This window comes from uncultured Streptococcus sp. (assembly GCF_963516575.1).
GTDB lineage: Bacteria > Bacillota > Bacilli > Lactobacillales > Streptococcaceae > Streptococcus.
Window position 1 is genome coordinate 1 of sequence record NZ_CAUQCP010000044.1, and the last position, 16,530, is coordinate 16,530.

The 16,530-nt window shown below is 41.5% G+C and carries 18 protein-coding genes; 2 read left to right on the top strand and 16 right to left on the bottom strand.

The window, feature by feature from the left end; genetic code table 11:
* Both RWM06_RS07950 and RWM06_RS07955 read left to right on the top strand, forming a co-directional pair.
* The coding region (locus RWM06_RS07950) for a hypothetical protein (protein ID WP_313970741.1) at positions 1–227 on the top strand (227 nt) is incomplete at its 5' end.
* A gap of 1,228 nt (positions 228–1,455) precedes the next feature.
* Positions 1,456–2,727 (top strand): PLP-dependent aminotransferase family protein, encoded by a 1,272-nt coding sequence (locus RWM06_RS07955; RefSeq protein WP_313970742.1) that lies wholly within the window; start codon positions 1,456–1,458, stop codon positions 2,725–2,727.
* Between the two features lie 173 nt (positions 2,728–2,900).
* Here the strand turns inward: RWM06_RS07955 and RWM06_RS07960 are convergent, their stop codons facing one another.
* From RWM06_RS07960 to RWM06_RS08035, 16 genes are all read right to left on the bottom strand, one after another.
* On the bottom strand, positions 2,901–3,716 hold the full coding sequence (locus RWM06_RS07960) for an ABC transporter substrate-binding protein (RefSeq protein WP_313970743.1): 816 nt from the start codon (positions 3,714–3,716) through the stop codon (positions 2,901–2,903).
* Positions 3,717–3,873: 157 nt separating this feature from the next.
* Positions 3,874–4,527 carry a phosphate signaling complex protein PhoU gene (gene phoU / locus RWM06_RS07965; protein WP_000946458.1) on the bottom strand — a complete coding sequence of 218 codons (654 nt, stop codon included), beginning with the start codon at positions 4,525–4,527 and terminating at the stop codon, positions 3,874–3,876.
* 11 nt (positions 4,528–4,538) lie between these two features.
* Positions 4,539–5,297 (bottom strand): phosphate ABC transporter ATP-binding protein PstB, encoded by a 759-nt coding sequence (gene pstB / locus RWM06_RS07970; RefSeq protein WP_000133484.1) that lies wholly within the window; start codon positions 5,295–5,297, stop codon positions 4,539–4,541.
* A 12-nt stretch (positions 5,298–5,309) separates the two neighbouring features.
* On the bottom strand, positions 5,310–6,113 hold the full coding sequence (pstB, locus tag RWM06_RS07975; RefSeq protein WP_020900241.1) for a phosphate ABC transporter ATP-binding protein PstB: 804 nt from the start codon (positions 6,111–6,113) through the stop codon (positions 5,310–5,312).
* A 10-nt stretch (positions 6,114–6,123) separates the two neighbouring features.
* Positions 6,124–7,008 (bottom strand): phosphate ABC transporter permease PstA, encoded by an 885-nt coding sequence (gene pstA / locus RWM06_RS07980; RefSeq protein ID WP_033683367.1) that lies wholly within the window; start codon positions 7,006–7,008, stop codon positions 6,124–6,126.
* On the bottom strand, positions 6,998–7,915 hold the full coding sequence (gene pstC, locus RWM06_RS07985; protein WP_001070903.1) for a phosphate ABC transporter permease subunit PstC: 918 nt from the start codon (positions 7,913–7,915) through the stop codon (positions 6,998–7,000). The genes pstA and pstC overlap by 11 nt, the downstream gene beginning before the upstream one ends.
* Positions 7,915–8,793 carry a phosphate ABC transporter substrate-binding protein PstS family protein gene (locus RWM06_RS07990; RefSeq protein ID WP_020903179.1) on the bottom strand — a complete coding sequence of 293 codons (879 nt, stop codon included), beginning with the start codon at positions 8,791–8,793 and terminating at the stop codon, positions 7,915–7,917. Before RWM06_RS07990 ends, pstC begins: the two co-directional genes overlap by 1 nt.
* A 220-nt stretch (positions 8,794–9,013) precedes the next feature.
* Positions 9,014–10,318 carry an RsmF rRNA methyltransferase first C-terminal domain-containing protein gene (locus RWM06_RS07995; RefSeq protein WP_313970744.1) on the bottom strand — a complete coding sequence of 435 codons (1,305 nt, stop codon included), beginning with the start codon at positions 10,316–10,318 and terminating at the stop codon, positions 9,014–9,016.
* Positions 10,319–11,092, bottom strand: a complete 774-nt coding sequence (locus tag RWM06_RS08000) for an inositol monophosphatase family protein (protein ID WP_313970745.1) — start codon at positions 11,090–11,092, stop codon at positions 10,319–10,321.
* Positions 11,082–11,360: a UPF0223 family protein gene (locus RWM06_RS08005; RefSeq protein ID WP_313970746.1), complete on the bottom strand. Its 279-nt coding sequence runs from the start codon at positions 11,358–11,360 to the stop codon at positions 11,082–11,084. The genes RWM06_RS08000 and RWM06_RS08005 overlap by 11 nt, the downstream gene beginning before the upstream one ends.
* The gene (locus RWM06_RS08010; protein ID WP_000631257.1) at positions 11,360–11,761 is read right to left on the bottom strand and encodes a Spx/MgsR family RNA polymerase-binding regulatory protein; all 402 of its coding nucleotides are present in this window, start codon (positions 11,759–11,761) and stop codon (positions 11,360–11,362) included. The genes RWM06_RS08005 and RWM06_RS08010 overlap by 1 nt, the downstream gene beginning before the upstream one ends.
* Before the next feature lie 210 nt (positions 11,762–11,971).
* The gene (locus RWM06_RS08015) at positions 11,972–12,589 is read right to left on the bottom strand and encodes a TIGR01906 family membrane protein (RefSeq protein ID WP_313970747.1); all 618 of its coding nucleotides are present in this window, start codon (positions 12,587–12,589) and stop codon (positions 11,972–11,974) included.
* Complete coding sequence (locus tag RWM06_RS08020; protein ID WP_313970748.1) at positions 12,579–13,352, bottom strand: TIGR01457 family HAD-type hydrolase; 774 nt, start codon at positions 13,350–13,352, stop codon at positions 12,579–12,581. Before RWM06_RS08020 ends, RWM06_RS08015 begins: the two co-directional genes overlap by 11 nt.
* Positions 13,353–13,362: 10 nt before the next feature.
* Entirely contained in the window at positions 13,363–14,100 is a 738-nt protein-coding gene (locus tag RWM06_RS08025; RefSeq protein WP_313970749.1) for an acyl-[acyl-carrier-protein] thioesterase, read from the bottom strand.
* Positions 14,101–14,104: 4 nt separating this feature from the next.
* Positions 14,105–15,235: a radical SAM family heme chaperone HemW gene (gene hemW, locus RWM06_RS08030; protein ID WP_313970750.1), complete on the bottom strand. Its 1,131-nt coding sequence runs from the start codon at positions 15,233–15,235 to the stop codon at positions 14,105–14,107.
* Positions 15,236–15,410: 175 nt separating this feature from the next.
* Positions 15,411–16,530: LPXTG cell wall anchor domain-containing protein (locus RWM06_RS08035; protein ID WP_313970751.1), on the bottom strand; the 1,120-nt coding region annotated here is incomplete at its 5' end.

Consider the following 16,530-nt stretch of genomic DNA (forward strand, 5'->3'; position numbering starts at 1 on the left):
ATATCTACGGCAAGGCGAAGCTGACGTGGTTTGAAGAGATTTTCGAAGAGTATTATTATATAAATGTTACTCCTAAGTATACCACATTTGCCCCTAGATGTGAACGAGAGAACCCCCCTAGACATTGCCAAGAAGGAAAAAAAGGGTACAATGTAACAAAATCAAGGGAGGTCTGGAATGAAGAAACAAAGCAAGTACCAAGAGGTCGTAGCTTATCTGAAAAATAGTATCGAGTCTGGATGCTTTCCGACGGGTAGTCTGAGATTTTGACAGAAACAAAACTTGAACTAGCACAACAACCCCTAAGGAACACACTTCCCTAGGGGTCGCTTTTTATTTAACTAAATAATTATTTATTTTTTGTTCCTAGTAAACATAAATATTGTATTAATAATTGCAAAAATAAATGCAAACAAAAGGATTTTCCAAAGGATAAATTTTTGTAACACTAAATACGCATATACAAATCCAATCAAAAAACTAATAATCCCATCTTTTATTAAAAAGTTTTTATCACGCATTATTCCATACCTCACTGAACTGCCCAAATAGCCAATTGACCAGCAATGATATAAATATTTGTTTTAAGTCCATTAGCTTTAACAAATCTTAGTACCACTTTAGCTAATTCTGACCAAGCCTTTTCTACGCATACTTAACAATTAGCGAAACATTGAACATAGCAAAAAATTCATCTCGTATTTTTCTCGCTATACATCCTCCCATCTCATACCAAGGGACTCTGTCATAGGGATTATTAATATTAGTTTCTAATTCATTTTCCGCAAGAGCAATATCTTTTTGAGAAAAGTTTTTATAAACATATTCAGTAAAATTTTTTTCATTAACTTAATTTCTAAACATTTGTTCAAGAACATTGGCTACATCATCGATTTGTTTTTGTTCTTAGGTACTAATTTCAGAAACTTCCGTGGTAATTACATCATCAGCAAATACTCTAACAAAAGCTATAGAAGGAGACATAATAGAAAATAGTGATAATACAACAAGAGCTGTAGTTCCGGTTTTTTAATTTCATAAAAAACACTCCTTTCAAGTCACAAATGTATATTACTGATAAAATAACTTGACTTTCTGATTTAAACTCCTTTCTAACAAGTTATTCGTATACTTTTATTTTTCAATTCTGTTATACCAGAACAAGAAAGCGATTTCAAGCTTTTTCCTAAAAACAAGTGCAAGTAATAAGGGGAAATTAGCATGAAAACTTTTTAAAACAAACCAACCCCAGATAAAAATACACATTTTGTTTTAAAGAGAAAAAAAGTTCCGAAAAACTGTCACATCCGCATTTGATTGCTCTTTGATTTCAAAAAAGTATTAAAAATGGGAGTATACTACATTTGCCCCTAGATGTGAACGAGAGAAACACTTTAGACATTGCCAAGAAGGAAAAAAAAGGGTACAATGTAACAAAATCAAGGGAGGTCTGGAATGAAGAAACAAAGCAAGTACCAAGAGGTCGTTTCCTATCTGAAAAGTGGGATCGAGTCTGGAAGTTTTCCGACGGGTAGCCGCCTGCCTTCTATCCGTCAACTGAGCCTTGACTTTCACTGTAGCAAGGATACTGTCCAACGAGCCCTGCTGGAATTACGGCACGAACAATACCTCTATGCCAAGCCCCAGAGTGGCTACTATGTCCTAGAACAAGGGCAACATCAGGACCTAGAAATCGAGGTTACCGACGAACACGCCAGTGCCTATGACGATTTCCGACTCTGCGTCAATGAAACCTTAATTGGCCGGGAAAACTACCTGTTCAACTACTATGACAACCAAGAAGGTTTAGAAGACCTAAGACAGTCTATTCATAAACTCCTCTTTGATCAAGCCCTCTACTGCAAGGCAGACCAACTGGTACTGACTTCTGGAACCCAACAAGCCCTTTTTATTCTCTCGCAAATTTCCTTCCCTAGCCAAGCCAAGGAAATCTTGGTAGAACAGCCAACCTACCATCGGATGAATCGCCTCTTGATTGCTCAGGGTCTGAACTATCAAACGATCGAACGAGGCATTGATGGGATTGACTTGGAGGAACTGGAGCGCCATTTCAAAACAGGAAAAATTAAGTTTTTCTATACCATTCCTCGATTTCACTATCCCCTAGGCCATTCTTACTCAGAGCAGGACAAACGAGCTATTCTTGACTTAGCTGCCAAGTATGGTGTCTATATCGTAGAGGACGACTATCTGGGTGATTTGGACTCCAAGAAGGGCCAGACCTTCCACTATCTAGATACAGAGGAGCGCGTCATTTATATCAAGTCCTTCTCAACCAGCCTCTTTCCAGCCCTGCGGATAACAGCACTCATCCTTCCAAATGCTATCAAGGAAGCCTTTGTGACCTACAAAAATATCCTAGATTACGATAGCAACCTCATCATGCAAAAGGCCCTGTCACTCTATATTGACAGTCAATTATTTGAGAAAAATCGGCTAGCTCGCTTATCCAATCAGGAAGACTACCAAAAACAAATCGAGGAAAGACTAGCTAACACACCTTGTCCCCTCCCTCACTTTCCCCTACACGATGGTTTATTACTAGACCTGAGACAGTATCCTAAAATTGCCAGTCTCAAGCACAGCCAACTGGGCTTGGACTTCTTTGAAGAGGCTTACTTGGATGCCTGCCCTTATCAATTTGCCAAAGTTCCCTTAGATAATCTGGAAAATGTTTTAAACTATTTAAAAGCAGAATTGGATTGACTTCCAACTCTGCTTTTTTCTTATACTCTTCGAAAATCTCTTCAAACCACATCAGCGTCGCCTTACCGTAGATATATGTAACTGACTTCGTCAGTCTTATCTACAACCTCAAAGCAGTGCTTTGAGCAACTTGCGGCTAGCTTCCTAGTTTGCTCTTTGATTTTCATTGAGTATTATTCTTCAACTTCTGTTAAGGTTGCTGCTTTTTCAAGATAGCTTTGGTAGGTACCTTCATCCTTGAGTTTTTGGATGACCTTGTCCACCACTTCTTTCAAATCAGCACTATTTTTTCTAAGGGCAACTGCATTAGCTTCGCCGTCCTTCATCTTCAAGCTGACAGTTGCGACAGCTAGGTCCGCGTTTTTAGCAGCATAACTAAGGGCAACAGGTTCATCCATATGAACAGCATCTACTTTTCCAGCCTGCAATTCATTGACTGCTTCTCCCATATTGGTTAGGGAAGTCAGCGGTGCTTTTGGCAATTGTTCCTTGACCATAGATTCTGGAACAGTTCCTTTTTGGGCTGCAATATTAGCACTTTCAAGGCTAGTTAAATCCTTGTATTTTTCTACATCAGCCTTACGAACCAAGAAACTAATCTTGTTTTCATAGTAAGGGATTGAAAAATCAAAGACTTCTTTTCTCTCGTCAGTAGCGCTAATTCCCGCAACTGCTAGGTCAGCCTTACCAGTTTGAAGACTGGTCAAGACATTGTCAAAACTCATGCTTGAGATTTCCAACTTCACCCCAAGTTCATCAGCGATAGCTTGGGCCATATCAATATCCGCACCGACTACCTGATTTTTCCCGTCAACTAAGGATTGGAATTCAAAAGGTGCATAGTCAGGACTAGTCGCCACAACTAATTTCCCCTTTTGCTTAATGGCTTCAACAGCTGACTGAGAACCATTAGAACTTGACTGGCAAGCTACTAAGAAGAAACTTGCAAGAAAACTACATAAAACAAATATCCATTTTTTTGATTTCATAAATAAACAACCTCTCTGTTAATTTTGTATAATTATAACGCTATCCAAGTTGCTTGTCAAGTGTTTTTTGAATTTTTATCTTAAAAATATTTTTTTAATTCAATAAAAGGAGCTATCAGTTGATTTCTAGCTCCTTTTTATACAGAATGAATCTATTTTATAGTTCTACAATCTTACCTGTTTCAAAGTAAACAACCCATTCACAGATATTCTTGGCATAGTCTCCAATACGTTCCAAGAAGGCAATCACTTGGAAATAATCACGACCTGTAACGATGGCATCAGGATTTTTCTTGATTTCTTCTGTAGCCAAGTCACGAATGCTATCAAAGTAATGGTTGATTTTTTCGTCCATGGCTGCTACTTCATAGGCCTGATCTACTGAACCATTCAGATAAAGTTCAAGGGCTGCTTCAACGAAGTTCTTGACATCTCGCCCCATTCTCTTGATTTCTTCTTCAACAGCTGGGATGCGTTGCTCCCCTTTCATACGAATTGCCGCTTTAGCAATAGAAACGGCATGGTCACCCATACGTTCCAAGTCAGATACAGCCTTCAAGACTGTCAGAACTGTACGCAAGTCCTGAGAAACGGGTTGTTGCAGGGCAATCATTTCAAATGATTTCTTCTCCAATTTCACTTCGTATTCGTTTACTTCTGCATCGTCTTCGATGACTTCTTTGGCCAAATCACGGTCATGCGTAACAAAGGCACGTACCGTACGATTGATTTGGGATAGCACTTCTTGTCCCATAGCATAGAACTGGTTGTGCAATTTCTCCAAATCTTCTTCAAATTGAGAACGTAACATCATTTATCTCCTTATCCAAATTTTCCTGAAATATAATCTTCTGTTTCCTTGTGTTGTGGGTTGAGGAACATCTTCTTGGTATCGTTAAACTCAATCAAATCTCCATCTAGGAAAAATCCTGTCTTGTCAGAGATACGAGAGGCTTGTTGCATGGAACGCGTAACCAAGAGCATGGTGTATTTATCTTTTAGACCATACAAGGTTTCCTCAATCTTCCCAGCCGAGATAGGGTCCAAGGCTGAAGTCGGTTCATCCAAGAGAATGATTTTAGGACTGGTTGCCAAGACACGGGCAACGCAGACACGTTGTTGTTGCCCACCTGAAAGCCCGATAGCTGAATCATGTAGGCGGTCCTTGACCTCATCCCAGATAGAAGCTCGTTGCAGGGCTTTTTCTACTGCTTCATCCAGAACCTGCTTGTCCTTCACTCCATTGATACGAAGCCCATAAACAACATTTTCGTAGATAGACATAGGGAAGGGGTTTGGTTGTTGGAAAACCATACCGATTTCCTTCCGCAATTCAACTGTATCTGTACGTGGGCTGTAAATATTGTGACCGTTGTATACCACTGAACCAGTTGTAGTCACCTCTGGATTGAGATCTCCCATGCGGTTGATAGCCTTGAGTAGGGTTGATTTCCCTGATCCAGATGGACCAATTAAGGCTGTAATTTCCTTAGGTTGGAAAGATAGGGAAACACTATTCAAAGCCTTTTTTTGATTGTAGTAAACGGACAGGTCTGACACCTGTAAAATCGCTTCTGTCATACTGTTTCCTTTCTATCCAAAGTGTCCTGTTACGTAGTCATTGGTTGACTGCAGTTTGGCATTTTGGAAAATATTAGACGTCTTATCATACTCGATCAAGTCACCCAAGTAGAAAAATCCTGTGTAGTCACTAGCACGCGCAGCCTGTTGCATGCTGTGGGTCACGATGATAATGGTAAAATCCTTCTTCAATTCCAACATGGTTTCTTCCAGCTGGGCTGTCGCAATCGGATCCAAGGCTGACGCTGGCTCATCCATCAAGAGGATATCTGGTTTAACAGAGATAGCACGAGCGATACAGAGACGTTGCTGCTGACCACCTGATAGGGTCAAGGCTGATTTGTGTAAATCGTCTTTGACCTGGTCCCAAAGGGCAGCCTGACGAAGAGAGGTTTCCACAATTTCATCCAAGACTTGCTTGTCCTTGACTCCTGCACGTTCATGAGCAAAAGTGATGTTGCGGTAGATAGACTTGGCAAATGGATTTGGTCGTTGGAAGACCATTCCAATGTGCTTACGCATCTCATAAACATTGATTTCTGGACGGTTGACATCAATTCCTTGATAGAGTATTTGACCTGTGACCTTGGCAATATCAATGGTATCATTCATACGGTTGAGACTGCGGAGGTAGGTTGATTTCCCTGAACCAGAAGGGCCAATTAAGGCTGTGATTTTATTTTTTTCAAATTGCATATCGATGCCCTTGATGGATTCTTTTTTACCGTAGTAAACATGTAAATCCTTAGTAGAGAGGGCCACTTTCTCTTCAGGAAAGGTGATGATATGCTTTTCATCCCAATTATATTTTGACATGGCTTCTCCTTTAGGCAGCGGTTAATTTCTTATGTAGGTAGCTTCCGAGTTTACGGGCTCCAAAGTTAAAGATGAGGATAAAGATGAGGAGCACGGCCGCAGAACCTGCTGATACGATCGTTCCATCTGGAATGGTACCTTCACTATTGACTTTCCAAATGTGGACAGCCAAGGTTTCTGCTTGACGGAAGATAGAGATTGGGCTAGTCACACTGAGAATATTCCAGTTAGACCAGTCTAGTGCTGGTGCAGATTGCCCTGCTGTATAGATAAGAGCAGCCGCCTCACCAAAGATACGACCAGAGGCCAAGACGACACCCGTTACAATACCTGGAAGGGCTTCTGGAATGACCACATGGACAACAGTCTCCCAACGAGAAATCCCAAGGGCTAAACCAGCCTCACGTTGCGTATGGTGAACATGTTTCAAACTGTCCTCGACATTACGAGTCATCTGAGGCAAGTTAAAGACTGTCAAGGCCAAGGCACCTGAAATGATTGAAAATCCATACTCAAACTGAACTACAAAGATCAAGTAACCAAAGAGACCTACAACCACTGATGGCAGTGAAGACAAGATTTCAATACAGGTTCTGACAAAATTGGTCACAGGACCTTTTTTAGCATATTCAGCTAGGAAAATCCCAGCCCCCATAGATAAAGGAACAGAGATAATTAAGGTAATAATCAGAAGGAAGAAGGAATTATAGAGCTGAATTCCAATCCCTCCACCTGCTTGGTAAGAAGATGATTTGCCAGTCAAGAAAGACCAAGAGATGTGGGGCAAACCACGAACCAAGATATAAAGAATCAAGGATGCCAAGATGGCAACAATAATTCCTGCAATCGAGTAGAGGACAGCTGTTGCAATTTTATCTAATTTCTTAGCGTGCATAGTTTTTCTTTCCTCTTTCTTTCGTAATCAATTTAATCACACTGTTGAAGGCCAAACTCATCAAAAGCAAGACTAAGGCCAAGGACCAGAGAACGTTATTGTCAACTGTTCCCATAACGGTATTTCCGATACCCATGGTCAACACAGAGGTCAAGGTCGCAGCAGGTGTTGTCAATGAAGTTGGGACAACGGCTGAGTTTCCAACTACCATCTGAATGGCCAAGGCCTCACCAAAGGCACGCGCCATCCCAAAGACCACTGCAGTGAAAATCCCTGAACGCGCCGCCTTCAAGGTCACGCGCCAGATGGTTTGCCAACGAGTGGCTCCCATAGCCAAACTAGCTTCGCGGTAGTGACGAGGCACCGCACGCAAGCTATCGGTTGTCATAAAGGTTACCGTCGGTAAAATCATGACAAAGAGAACGAAAATCCCTGACAAGATCCCAAAACCAGTTCCACCAAAGACACTGCGGACAAAGGGAACTACGACCTGCAAACCGATAAATCCATACACAACTGAAGGAATCCCAACTAGCAATTCAATAGCTGGTTGCAAGATTCTAGCACCTTTTGGTGAGACCTCGGTCATAAAGACTGCCGCACCAATGGCAAAAGGAGTTGCGATAAGGGCTGATAGGATTGTGACAATAAAGGAACCCAAAATCATAGGAAGGGCACCAAATTGCTTACCTGAAGGATTCCAAGTTTGTCCAAAGAGGAAATCAAAGATATTAACCCCATTGACAAAGAAGGTCGACAAACCTTTTTGGGCTACGAAAATCAAAATCATGGCCACAATGATGACAATCAAAGACAGGCAGGCAAAGGTCAAGCCTTTTCCTAATTTCTCTAGACGAGAGTTCTTTGAGGGAGAAAGTAATTTTTTAGCTAATTCTTCTTGATTCATTAGTGACTCCCTTCTAGTGCTGTCACCGTTCCTACAGCATCTTTTTCAACCTTCATTTCCTTAACAGAAATATAGCCCATCCCCTTAACGATTCCACTTTGCGCTTCATCTGAGAGGACAAAGTTGAGAAATTCTGCCACCAATTCATTTGGTTGACCTAGGGTGTACATGTGTTCATAAGACCACAAAGGCCAGTTATTGCTTGTAACATTTTCTGCAATCGGCTCATAGCCATTCAACTTCATGCGTTTCACCGAGTCATCCACATAGGCAAAAGCTAGGTAAGAAATGGCTCCTGGTGTCTGGGAAACAATGTTTTTGACCATCCCATTTGAATCCTGTTCTTGACTCTGCACGGCAGATTGACCATCCATGATAACACTATCAAAGGTTGCACGCGAACCAGAACTTGCCGCGCGGTTGATAATGGAAATGGCTAGATCTTTCCCCCCAACCTCTTTCCAGTTGGTCACTTGACCTGTGAAGATGCTACGGAGTTGTTCAGTTGTCAGATTTTCAACGTCAACTTCCTTATTTACAATGACTGCCAAGCCCGCTACAGCAACCTTATGGTCCACTAGAGCGGATGCGTTGATACCGTCTTTTTCCTCGGCAAATACGTCTGAATTTCCTACATCAACAGCTCCAGACTGAACCTGAGACAGACCTGTACCAGATCCACCACCTTGGACATTAACTGTTTTTCCAACGTGCATAGAACCAAATTCATCTGCTGCTGCTTCGACCAAAGGCTGAAGAGCCGTTGAGCCAACAGCTGTCATGGATTCTCCACGATCAATCCAGCTAGCACATCCCGCCAAAGAACCTGCCAGCAAAAGAGCTGCAAGGGATAGAGCGAGTTTTTTCCTTTTTTTCACTGTTTTTCTCCTTGAAAATAATGGTGAATGCTGTGAATTTTTTCAACTATTTATTTATGTTTTTCTTTTGAAAATTGGGAGCCAACTGAAGTTCTTAGCTTGATTTTACTTGAAATTTACTCAGTTATCTTCTCCACCAATTTTGACTTAAAATGAAAGACAATTTGAAAAAAATCCATACTTCCACTATAACATAGACAAGCTACTTTGACTAGCATTTTCACTTGAATCTGAGGCCTTTTGGAAAATAATTTTTCAAAACATTTCCAGTCACCTTAGCAAAGCCCAACCCATTGCCTTGAACCAAAACTTGATACCAACCATTTGGCAGACTTTCCGACAGCTGAATGGTTTCTCCAGCCACATACTTTACAAACTCTTCTTGGTCAATTTCAACCGACTGCTTGACCTGACTCGATTTCAAGGCTAGACCGAGAGCGAAACTGGGTTCAAAACGTTTCTTCTTAAAAGTGCCCAAATGCAGTCCATTGCGAGCAATCTTGAGTTTCCCTAAATCTGGCAAAAGTTCTGGCAAGAGATAGAGTTGGTCACCAAAAGTCTGCAAGATCCCCCTTAGATTGCCCTTTAAGTGGTTTTGAGCAAATTCCTGCCACAAGGCAATTTGTTCACGGTTGAGATTGCTCTTACTTGCCTTGCATTTTGGTGCTAGATTTTCCCCTTTAAATTGTAGATGGGCTACAAACTGACCCTCTCCCTTAAACTGATGAGGGTACATCCGAGCCGTTTCTGGCAGATCAATACCAGCTACCATTCCATTGATGTGCTCAACTGGCAGCAAATCAAAATCATACTCTTCCAGTAGCCAATTGACAATCTCTTCATTTTCCTCAGGTGCCCAGGTACAGGTTGAATAAACCAAGCGACCACCTTCAGCTAGCATGGTTACTGCATCCTCCAGAATTTCTCTTTGCAAGCTAGCACATTGACTTGGATAATCTAAGCTCCAATAGTCCATAGCATCTGGTTGCTTACGAAACATCCCTTCCCCAGAGCAAGGAGCATCAAGGACAATCAGGTCAAAATAGCCTTTAAAAACCTTGGCCAAGCGGTCAGCAGATTCATTGGTCACCACGACATTTGTCGCTCCAAAGCGCTCCATGTTTTCTACTAAAATCTTAGCCCGTTTGCTTGAAATTTCATTGGAAACAAGTAGCCCCTCCCCTGCTAGATAGGCTGCCAGTTGAGTTGATTTGCCACCTGGAGCAGCTGCCAAGTCCAAAACCTTCATCCCAGGACTGGGCTTGGCTACCTGAGCCACCATCTGGGCAGCAGGTTCTTGCGAATAAACCAAACCAGTAGCATGCTCAAGCGATTTCCCTGAAACCTTACCATAGTGACCCCAAGGGGTTTGAGGAATGGGATTAGAAAAGGAAACTGGCGCTTCTTTTAAAGGATTGACTCGAAAGGCCGAAACCGCTTCCTCCTCAAAAGAGGCAAGAAAATCTCTTGCCTCATCTCCTAGTATCTCTTCATATTTTTCAACAAATCCTTTTGGAAATTGCATTTAAGTTCTTTTCCTTTCGTAAATATAGGACTGAATTTCCTCCTGCATCTCAAGAGGTAGCATCATGACCGCCTGTCTGGTTTGAAAATCAAGAGGTTGACCAGAAAGGGTTACAACCCGATAGCCCAGACTTTCCCCTAAAATACTAGCAGCAGCATAATCCCATGGTTGCAGATAAGTAACATAGGTCAACAAACGCCCTGACAAAATCTTGGCAAAACTAATGGCCGCACTCCCATAGACACGAACACCGAGGACCGATCGACCCAAATCAGCCAGACCCCATTCATTGGTTTCCAGCATACCACTATTCCCTGCAATGAGAAAATCTCCAAGTGGTTTTGCTTTAAAGGGAGCTAGGGGCTTATCATTTAGACAAACTGGAAAGGCTCCACCACCGTGATAACAATCCCCTTTGACCACATCATAAATCAGTCCAAACTGCCCCTGACCATTTTCAAAATAAGCCATCATAACAGCAAAATCTTCCTGCTGGGCGACAAAGTTATTGGTACCATCAATGGGATCAATGACCCAAACCCTTCCTTCTTGAACCGAAGCTCGCAGACAACCTTCTTCAGCACAAATCTTATCCTCAGGATAACGGGATAAAATCTCACCAACCAAGAGCTCCTGAACTTCCTTGTCCAGTCTGGTCACCAAGTCTGTTGGAGAGGACTTGGTTTCAACACGCAAGTCTTCCTGCATATGGTCAAGGATGTACTGGCCCGCCTTCCTGACAAGCTCTTTGGCAAATTCAAATTTACTTTCCAAGAGAAATCTTTCCTTCCCCTTTTTCCTTGGCAACCTGAACTGCTCGGTAAAGCGAATAGCCACTAACCGTTTCAAATTCTCGTCCCAAACGTTTCTCTTCACTCTTACTTGGCACGACCGCCTTGAACCCCTTATAGGAGTCCAGTAGCTTTTTAGACTCTACCTTGCCTTCATAGGCAGCTTCAACATCATTAAAAAAAGAAAGCACTGAAGCAAGTTCTTCAGTGCTCCACGACAAATCTAGTGGGTAACTATACTGTTTGTTCATTAACTAATACCAGCTCTCATTCTTGCTTCTTTTAGTTCTTGCTTACGGTAACTACGAGGGAGAAAAGCACGAATCTCATCTTCATTAAAACCGATCTGCATGCGTTTGGCATCGATAATAATTGGGCGACGCAAAAGACTAGGGTACTGCTCAATCAAATGAAGCAATTCCGATACAGAAATACTCTCTACATCAATATCTAATTTTTGAAAAATTTTTGAACGAGTTGAAATGATGTCATCAGTACCATTTTCGGTCAAGGAAAGGATGTGTTGCAATTCTTTTCTTGTTAAAGGACTGGTCATAATATTGTGTTCCACAAAGGGAACCTTATGTTTTTCTAACCAGGCCTTAGCCTTACGACATGATGTACAGCTCGGTGATAGAAATAGTGTAATCATGCTTTTCTCTTCTTATCTATACTTTGCTACTTCTATTATACAAAAAAATAAAGCGCTTGACTAGCGATTTTTAGAAAAAAAGCCTATTTTTTCAAGAAAAATAGACTGTTCGTGAACGATTGATATATTCTGGATTTGGTTAATTCACTCTTAACGATGGTTTAAAATGATATACATTTTTATATATACAAATTAAAAACATCTTTCTTTTCACTTCTTACGACTTTTTAGATATAGATAGCCAAAAAAGCTTTCATAGAGGGCAAAAAAGAGGAGGAAGGCATGGAGGAAGAAGGTCTCTGGTAAAATCAGAATAACAGGATCCTTGGCTGGATCAAAAAGCCAAGTATCATCTCCCACAAAGAGAATTTGATGGAAAAGAGTAAAGAATTGATCAAAACCAATCAACACTCCCCCAAGCCCAATCAGCAAAGGCAAAACCACTAGGGCCAAAAGCCCTTTACTAAATAGAGACAAAAAGCCCTTTTTCACAATCCCTTTGACAAAGAAATAGAAACTTGGCAGTGTCACTAGGGCAACTAGTTGAACTAGATGAAAGAGATTCTTCACCACCGCAAAGTGGTGCAAACCAGCTGCTGACGAACGAAAATCTGGCATATCTAGAACCTGACTAAAAGGATTGGTCAGGTAATTCATCAAGATATGAAAGTTGTACTGAATAGTTTCTGGTTTTAGATAGACCCGATCGGTCAAACTTAACCACTTAATCTCCAGCGGATAAACAATCCAAGCCAGATAGATGGTCAGAAGGATTGAGAGGGAGAGGAGAAAGAGCATAGAGCTCCAAAAGGTCAGTTTAGTTTTCATCAAAATTCCACTCCGCAAGGCTAGAAACCACATGAGTCGGTGCGATTGGCAGGTCTGCTACTTCTTCTGCCTTGGTAAAACCTGTTGTCACCAAGAGCGTTGGAATGCCATTATCAATCCCAGCTCGAATATCAGTCAAGTAATTGTCCCCAACCATGATTAATTCTTCACGTTCCAAACCTAAGTGCTCAACCGCCTTGTCCATAATGATGGCATTTGGTTTTCCAATATAAACAGGCTTCACTCGTGTTGCTACTTCAAGGAGAGTTACTAGCGAACCTGCTCCTGGCAAAAGACCGCGTTCTGTCGGGATGTTGAGGTCAGGATTGGTTCCGATAAAGTGGGCACCCTTTTGGATAGCCAGAGTCGCTGTGGCAAATTTTTCATAGTCGACTTGCCAGTCCAGTCCTACTACCACATAGGCTGGATTTTCCTTGTCTTCGACATAACCAGCCGCCTTGATGGCTTCCTTGAGCCCTGCTTCACCAATGACATAGACCGTCTTTTCCAGCCCCAAGTCGTTCATATAGTCGATAGTCGCCAAAGTCGCTGTGTAGACAGTCGATAGGGGCGTATCGATATTAAAATTCTGAACCAACATCTCCTGAACACTCTCTGGAGTGCGGGTTGTATTGTTGGTCACAAAAAGATAGGGAATGTCCCGCTTTTGCAATTCATGGACAAAAGCCTCTCCTGCCGGAATTCTGTCTTTCCCCTTATAAATCGTTCCGTCTAAATCAATTAAATAGCCTTTATATTTCATCTATTTCTCCCTAATCCTTTTTTATTTCTTGCCAAGTGATGATAGCTTGGGCATTGGTAGCCCCGTCGCTTGTAATTTCATGCTTACTTTCCAGTCCAGACCGTTCAACAGCCGATGTAATCACCCCACCTGGTCGAACTTCCTTGACATACTTGAGATTGATTTTCTTGGGAATATACTGGGTCAAAAAGTCCGCTCCCATGACCTCAAAAATCCAATCCAAGTATTTACTATTATTGACATGACCATTCATATCCAAATCGTAAAAACGAACATGGTAATCCTTGCTGACTGGCTCTTTCAAGGACTCATACTTTGGCCCACGGATAAGCTTTTTATCAAAATCAGACTGGTAAGGAGCCACAATCTCAGGTTCAACAGCATGGACTTTTCGACTGTCTCGCTCCATAAGAACAAAGGTCGCCATCATGTGAATGAGCTCCTGCCCCGTTTCATCATAAATAGTAAAGCGACGGTAGCAAAAGAGGCGATTGTAGCTCAAAGCTTCCGTTTCGATGGTAATTTCTTCCGCAAAACGAGGCAAACGAGCCACCTCAATATCGTATTCTGTGATAATCCAGACCAGATTATAGTCCTCCAAAATGGTTTTATCACTAACTCCCAGTTCAATCGACTGCATCCCTGAAACTTGCAAGGACAGCAAAATCACATCTGGAAGTTTGATATGACCGTTCATGTCAGCCATATCAAAAGGAATTTTCATTTTCATTTGATAAGTTAAGCCCATCATCCTACTCCAAAATAAATCGTTCTGCTACAGTGTCTCCTAAAAAGAGACCTCTCTTTGTCATGCGAACTCGGTCACCCTCTATTTGCATAAGACCTTGTTGAACCAAGTCTCTGACAATTTCGCCATAAAGTCCCTCAAAAGACCGTCCGAATTTTTCCTCAAATCTACTCATAGAAACCCCTGATTTCTTGCGAAGCCCCAGGAACATTTCTTCTTCCATTTGCTCTTTTTGACTCAGGTGCTCTTCTGTGATACGAGCATTGCCTTCCTCAACCGCACTGAGATAATGACGAATGGGACCATGATTTTTATAACGAACACCATTGACATAACCAGATGCCCCAGCACCGATACCATAGTATTCGGCATTGTCCCAGTACATGAGATTGTGGCGACTTTCAAAACCAGGCTTTGAGAAATTAGAAATCTCATAATGCTCAAAACCCGCTCGCTCCAGCTCTGCGATGATGTACTCAAACATCTCAGCTTCCAGTTCTTCCTTAGGTAGAGGCAATTTCCCTCGTCGCATACGATTCATAAAGACCGTATGATTTTCTAAAATCAAGCTATACAAACTCATATGGGGAATATCCAGCCCAATGGCCTTAGCCACATTTTCCTTGACCTGCTCCATGGTCTGACCAGGTAGCGCATAAATCAAATCAATGGAGATATTGTCAAAACCAGCCAGCTTCAGACGGTCAATATTTTCATAAATATCCTTCTCCAAATGACTGCGCCCGATCTTTTTCAGCATCTTATCATCAAAGGTCTGCACACCTAGCGAAACACGATTGACAGCTGAGTTCTTCAAAACAGCAATCTTATCCGCATCCAAGTCACCTGGATTGGCTTCAATGGTCAACTCCTCCAAGACAGACAAGTCCAAGTTTTTAGTCAATCCATCCAATAACACTTCCAGTTGCGAAGCTGACAAGGCTGTTGGTGTTCCACCACCTATATAGAGGGTTCTCAACTTTTGAATATCATAAGATTGAAACTCTTCTAACAGATGCTCTAAATAGCTGTCGACTGGCTGATTCTTAATAAAAACCTTTGAAAAATCACAATAATAACAAATTTGAGTACAAAACGGAATGTGCACATAGGCTGACGTTGGTTTCTTCTGCATAGTAATTATTATACCACAAAAGCGAACAATACTTAGAATTCCGTTTAACAAAATTCTAGCATTGTTCGCTTTCTTTATCTAATCATTCTTTGTATTTTATGGATAAAACAACTCTCAGAATCAATCTAGTTCGTTGTTAAAACACAAAATAAAGAATGTTCATTTGACTAAATTTTTAGTCTTCTTTTTTCTTTCCAAGAGCAAGTCCGAGACCGCCTAGCATACCAAGAAGTCCTAGAGATGCAAGAGTCACATTTGATTCTGTTCCTGTATTTGGCAATACATTTTGAGAATCATTTGATTTAGCTCCATTATCATTAGTAGTCTTAGTATCTACCTGATCCGCATTCGGAGTAACTGCATCTGGAACTGGAGTTGTTGGTGAAGGTGCAGGTGTATCTTGACCAGAACCTCCATTAGTAGCAGGTGTTACGGTTGGTGTAAGTTTCGCTGGTGTTGTTACCACTGGGACTTCTTCAGTTGGTTTTCCTGGTTCTGTAATCTTAGCTACTCCTGGTACTTTACTATCTGGTAAATCACTATTTGGTACTGTACCTTTACCGTCTTCTCCAATGATTACAGTGATGGTGTTTCCATTCTTACCTGGAATCTCTACCTTGGTTCCTGGTGGATATGTTGATCCATCTGGTTTCTTAGGTGTTACGGTTACATCTCCTGTATTTGGATCTTGTTCCAACTCAACTGTTGGTGTCTTACGCGCTGGCGTCGTTACATCAACTGGTTGTGATGGTCTCTTATTCGGTTCTGTTACGATACCTTTTCCTGGTAAATCTCCTTTTGGAAGTTTATCATTTGGCACTTCACCTGATCCATTATCTCCGATAGTCACTTCGATTGGAGTATTATGATCACCTGGGATAACTACCTTCGTTCCTGGTGGATATGTTGTTCCATCTGGTTTCTTAGGTGTTACTACAGCATCTCCATTTGGTTTTCTTGTAATTTCAATTTCACCTGGTTGTTCTGTTTGAGGTGCATTTGGATCTAATTTCTTAGGTGTTTTCACGTTTACTTCAACAGAAGGTTTTCCTGGTTCTGTAATCTTACCTATCCCTGGAACTTCACCGTCTGGTAAATCATTATTTGGTACTTTACCTTTACCGTCTTCTCCAATTGTTACGACGATTGGTGTGCCATTCTTACCTGGAATTTCTACCTTCGTTCCTGGTGGATATGTTGTTCCATCTGGTTTCTTAGGTGTTACTGTTACATCACCTGTATCTGGATCTTGTTCCAATACTACTGTTGGTGTCTTACGCGCTGGTGTTGTTACC

Bases quoted from the DNA above. Each gene is read 5' to 3' on its own strand.
- pstB (WP_020900241.1), bottom strand. From the start codon at position 6,113: ATGTCAAAATATAATTGGGATGAAAAGCATATCATCACCTTTCCTGAA.
- pstB (WP_000133484.1), bottom strand. From the start codon at position 5,297: ATGACAGAAGCGATTTTACAGGTGTCAGACCTGTCCGTTTACTACAAT.
- RWM06_RS07955 (WP_313970742.1), top strand. From the start codon at position 1,456: ATGAAGAAACAAAGCAAGTACCAAGAGGTCGTTTCCTATCTGAAAAGT.
- RWM06_RS07960 (WP_313970743.1), bottom strand. From the start codon at position 3,716: ATGAAATCAAAAAAATGGATATTTGTTTTATGTAGTTTTCTTGCAAGT.
- RWM06_RS08010 (WP_000631257.1), bottom strand. From the start codon at position 11,761: ATGATTACACTATTTCTATCACCGAGCTGTACATCATGTCGTAAGGCT.
- phoU (WP_000946458.1), bottom strand. From the start codon at position 4,527: ATGTTACGTTCTCAATTTGAAGAAGATTTGGAGAAATTGCACAACCAG.
- hemW (WP_313970750.1), bottom strand. From the start codon at position 15,235: ATGCAGAAGAAACCAACGTCAGCCTATGTGCACATTCCGTTTTGTACT.
- RWM06_RS08015 (WP_313970747.1), bottom strand. From the start codon at position 12,589: ATGAAAACTAAACTGACCTTTTGGAGCTCTATGCTCTTTCTCCTCTCC.
- pstA (WP_033683367.1), bottom strand. From the start codon at position 7,008: ATGCACGCTAAGAAATTAGATAAAATTGCAACAGCTGTCCTCTACTCG.
- RWM06_RS08005 (WP_313970746.1), bottom strand. From the start codon at position 11,360: ATGAACAAACAGTATAGTTACCCACTAGATTTGTCGTGGAGCACTGAA.
- RWM06_RS07995 (WP_313970744.1), bottom strand. From the start codon at position 10,318: ATGCAATTTCCAAAAGGATTTGTTGAAAAATATGAAGAGATACTAGGA.
- RWM06_RS08020 (WP_313970748.1), bottom strand. From the start codon at position 13,352: ATGAAATATAAAGGCTATTTAATTGATTTAGACGGAACGATTTATAAG.
- pstC (WP_001070903.1), bottom strand. From the start codon at position 7,915: ATGAATCAAGAAGAATTAGCTAAAAAATTACTTTCTCCCTCAAAGAAC.
- RWM06_RS08025 (WP_313970749.1), bottom strand. From the start codon at position 14,100: ATGGGCTTAACTTATCAAATGAAAATGAAAATTCCTTTTGATATGGCT.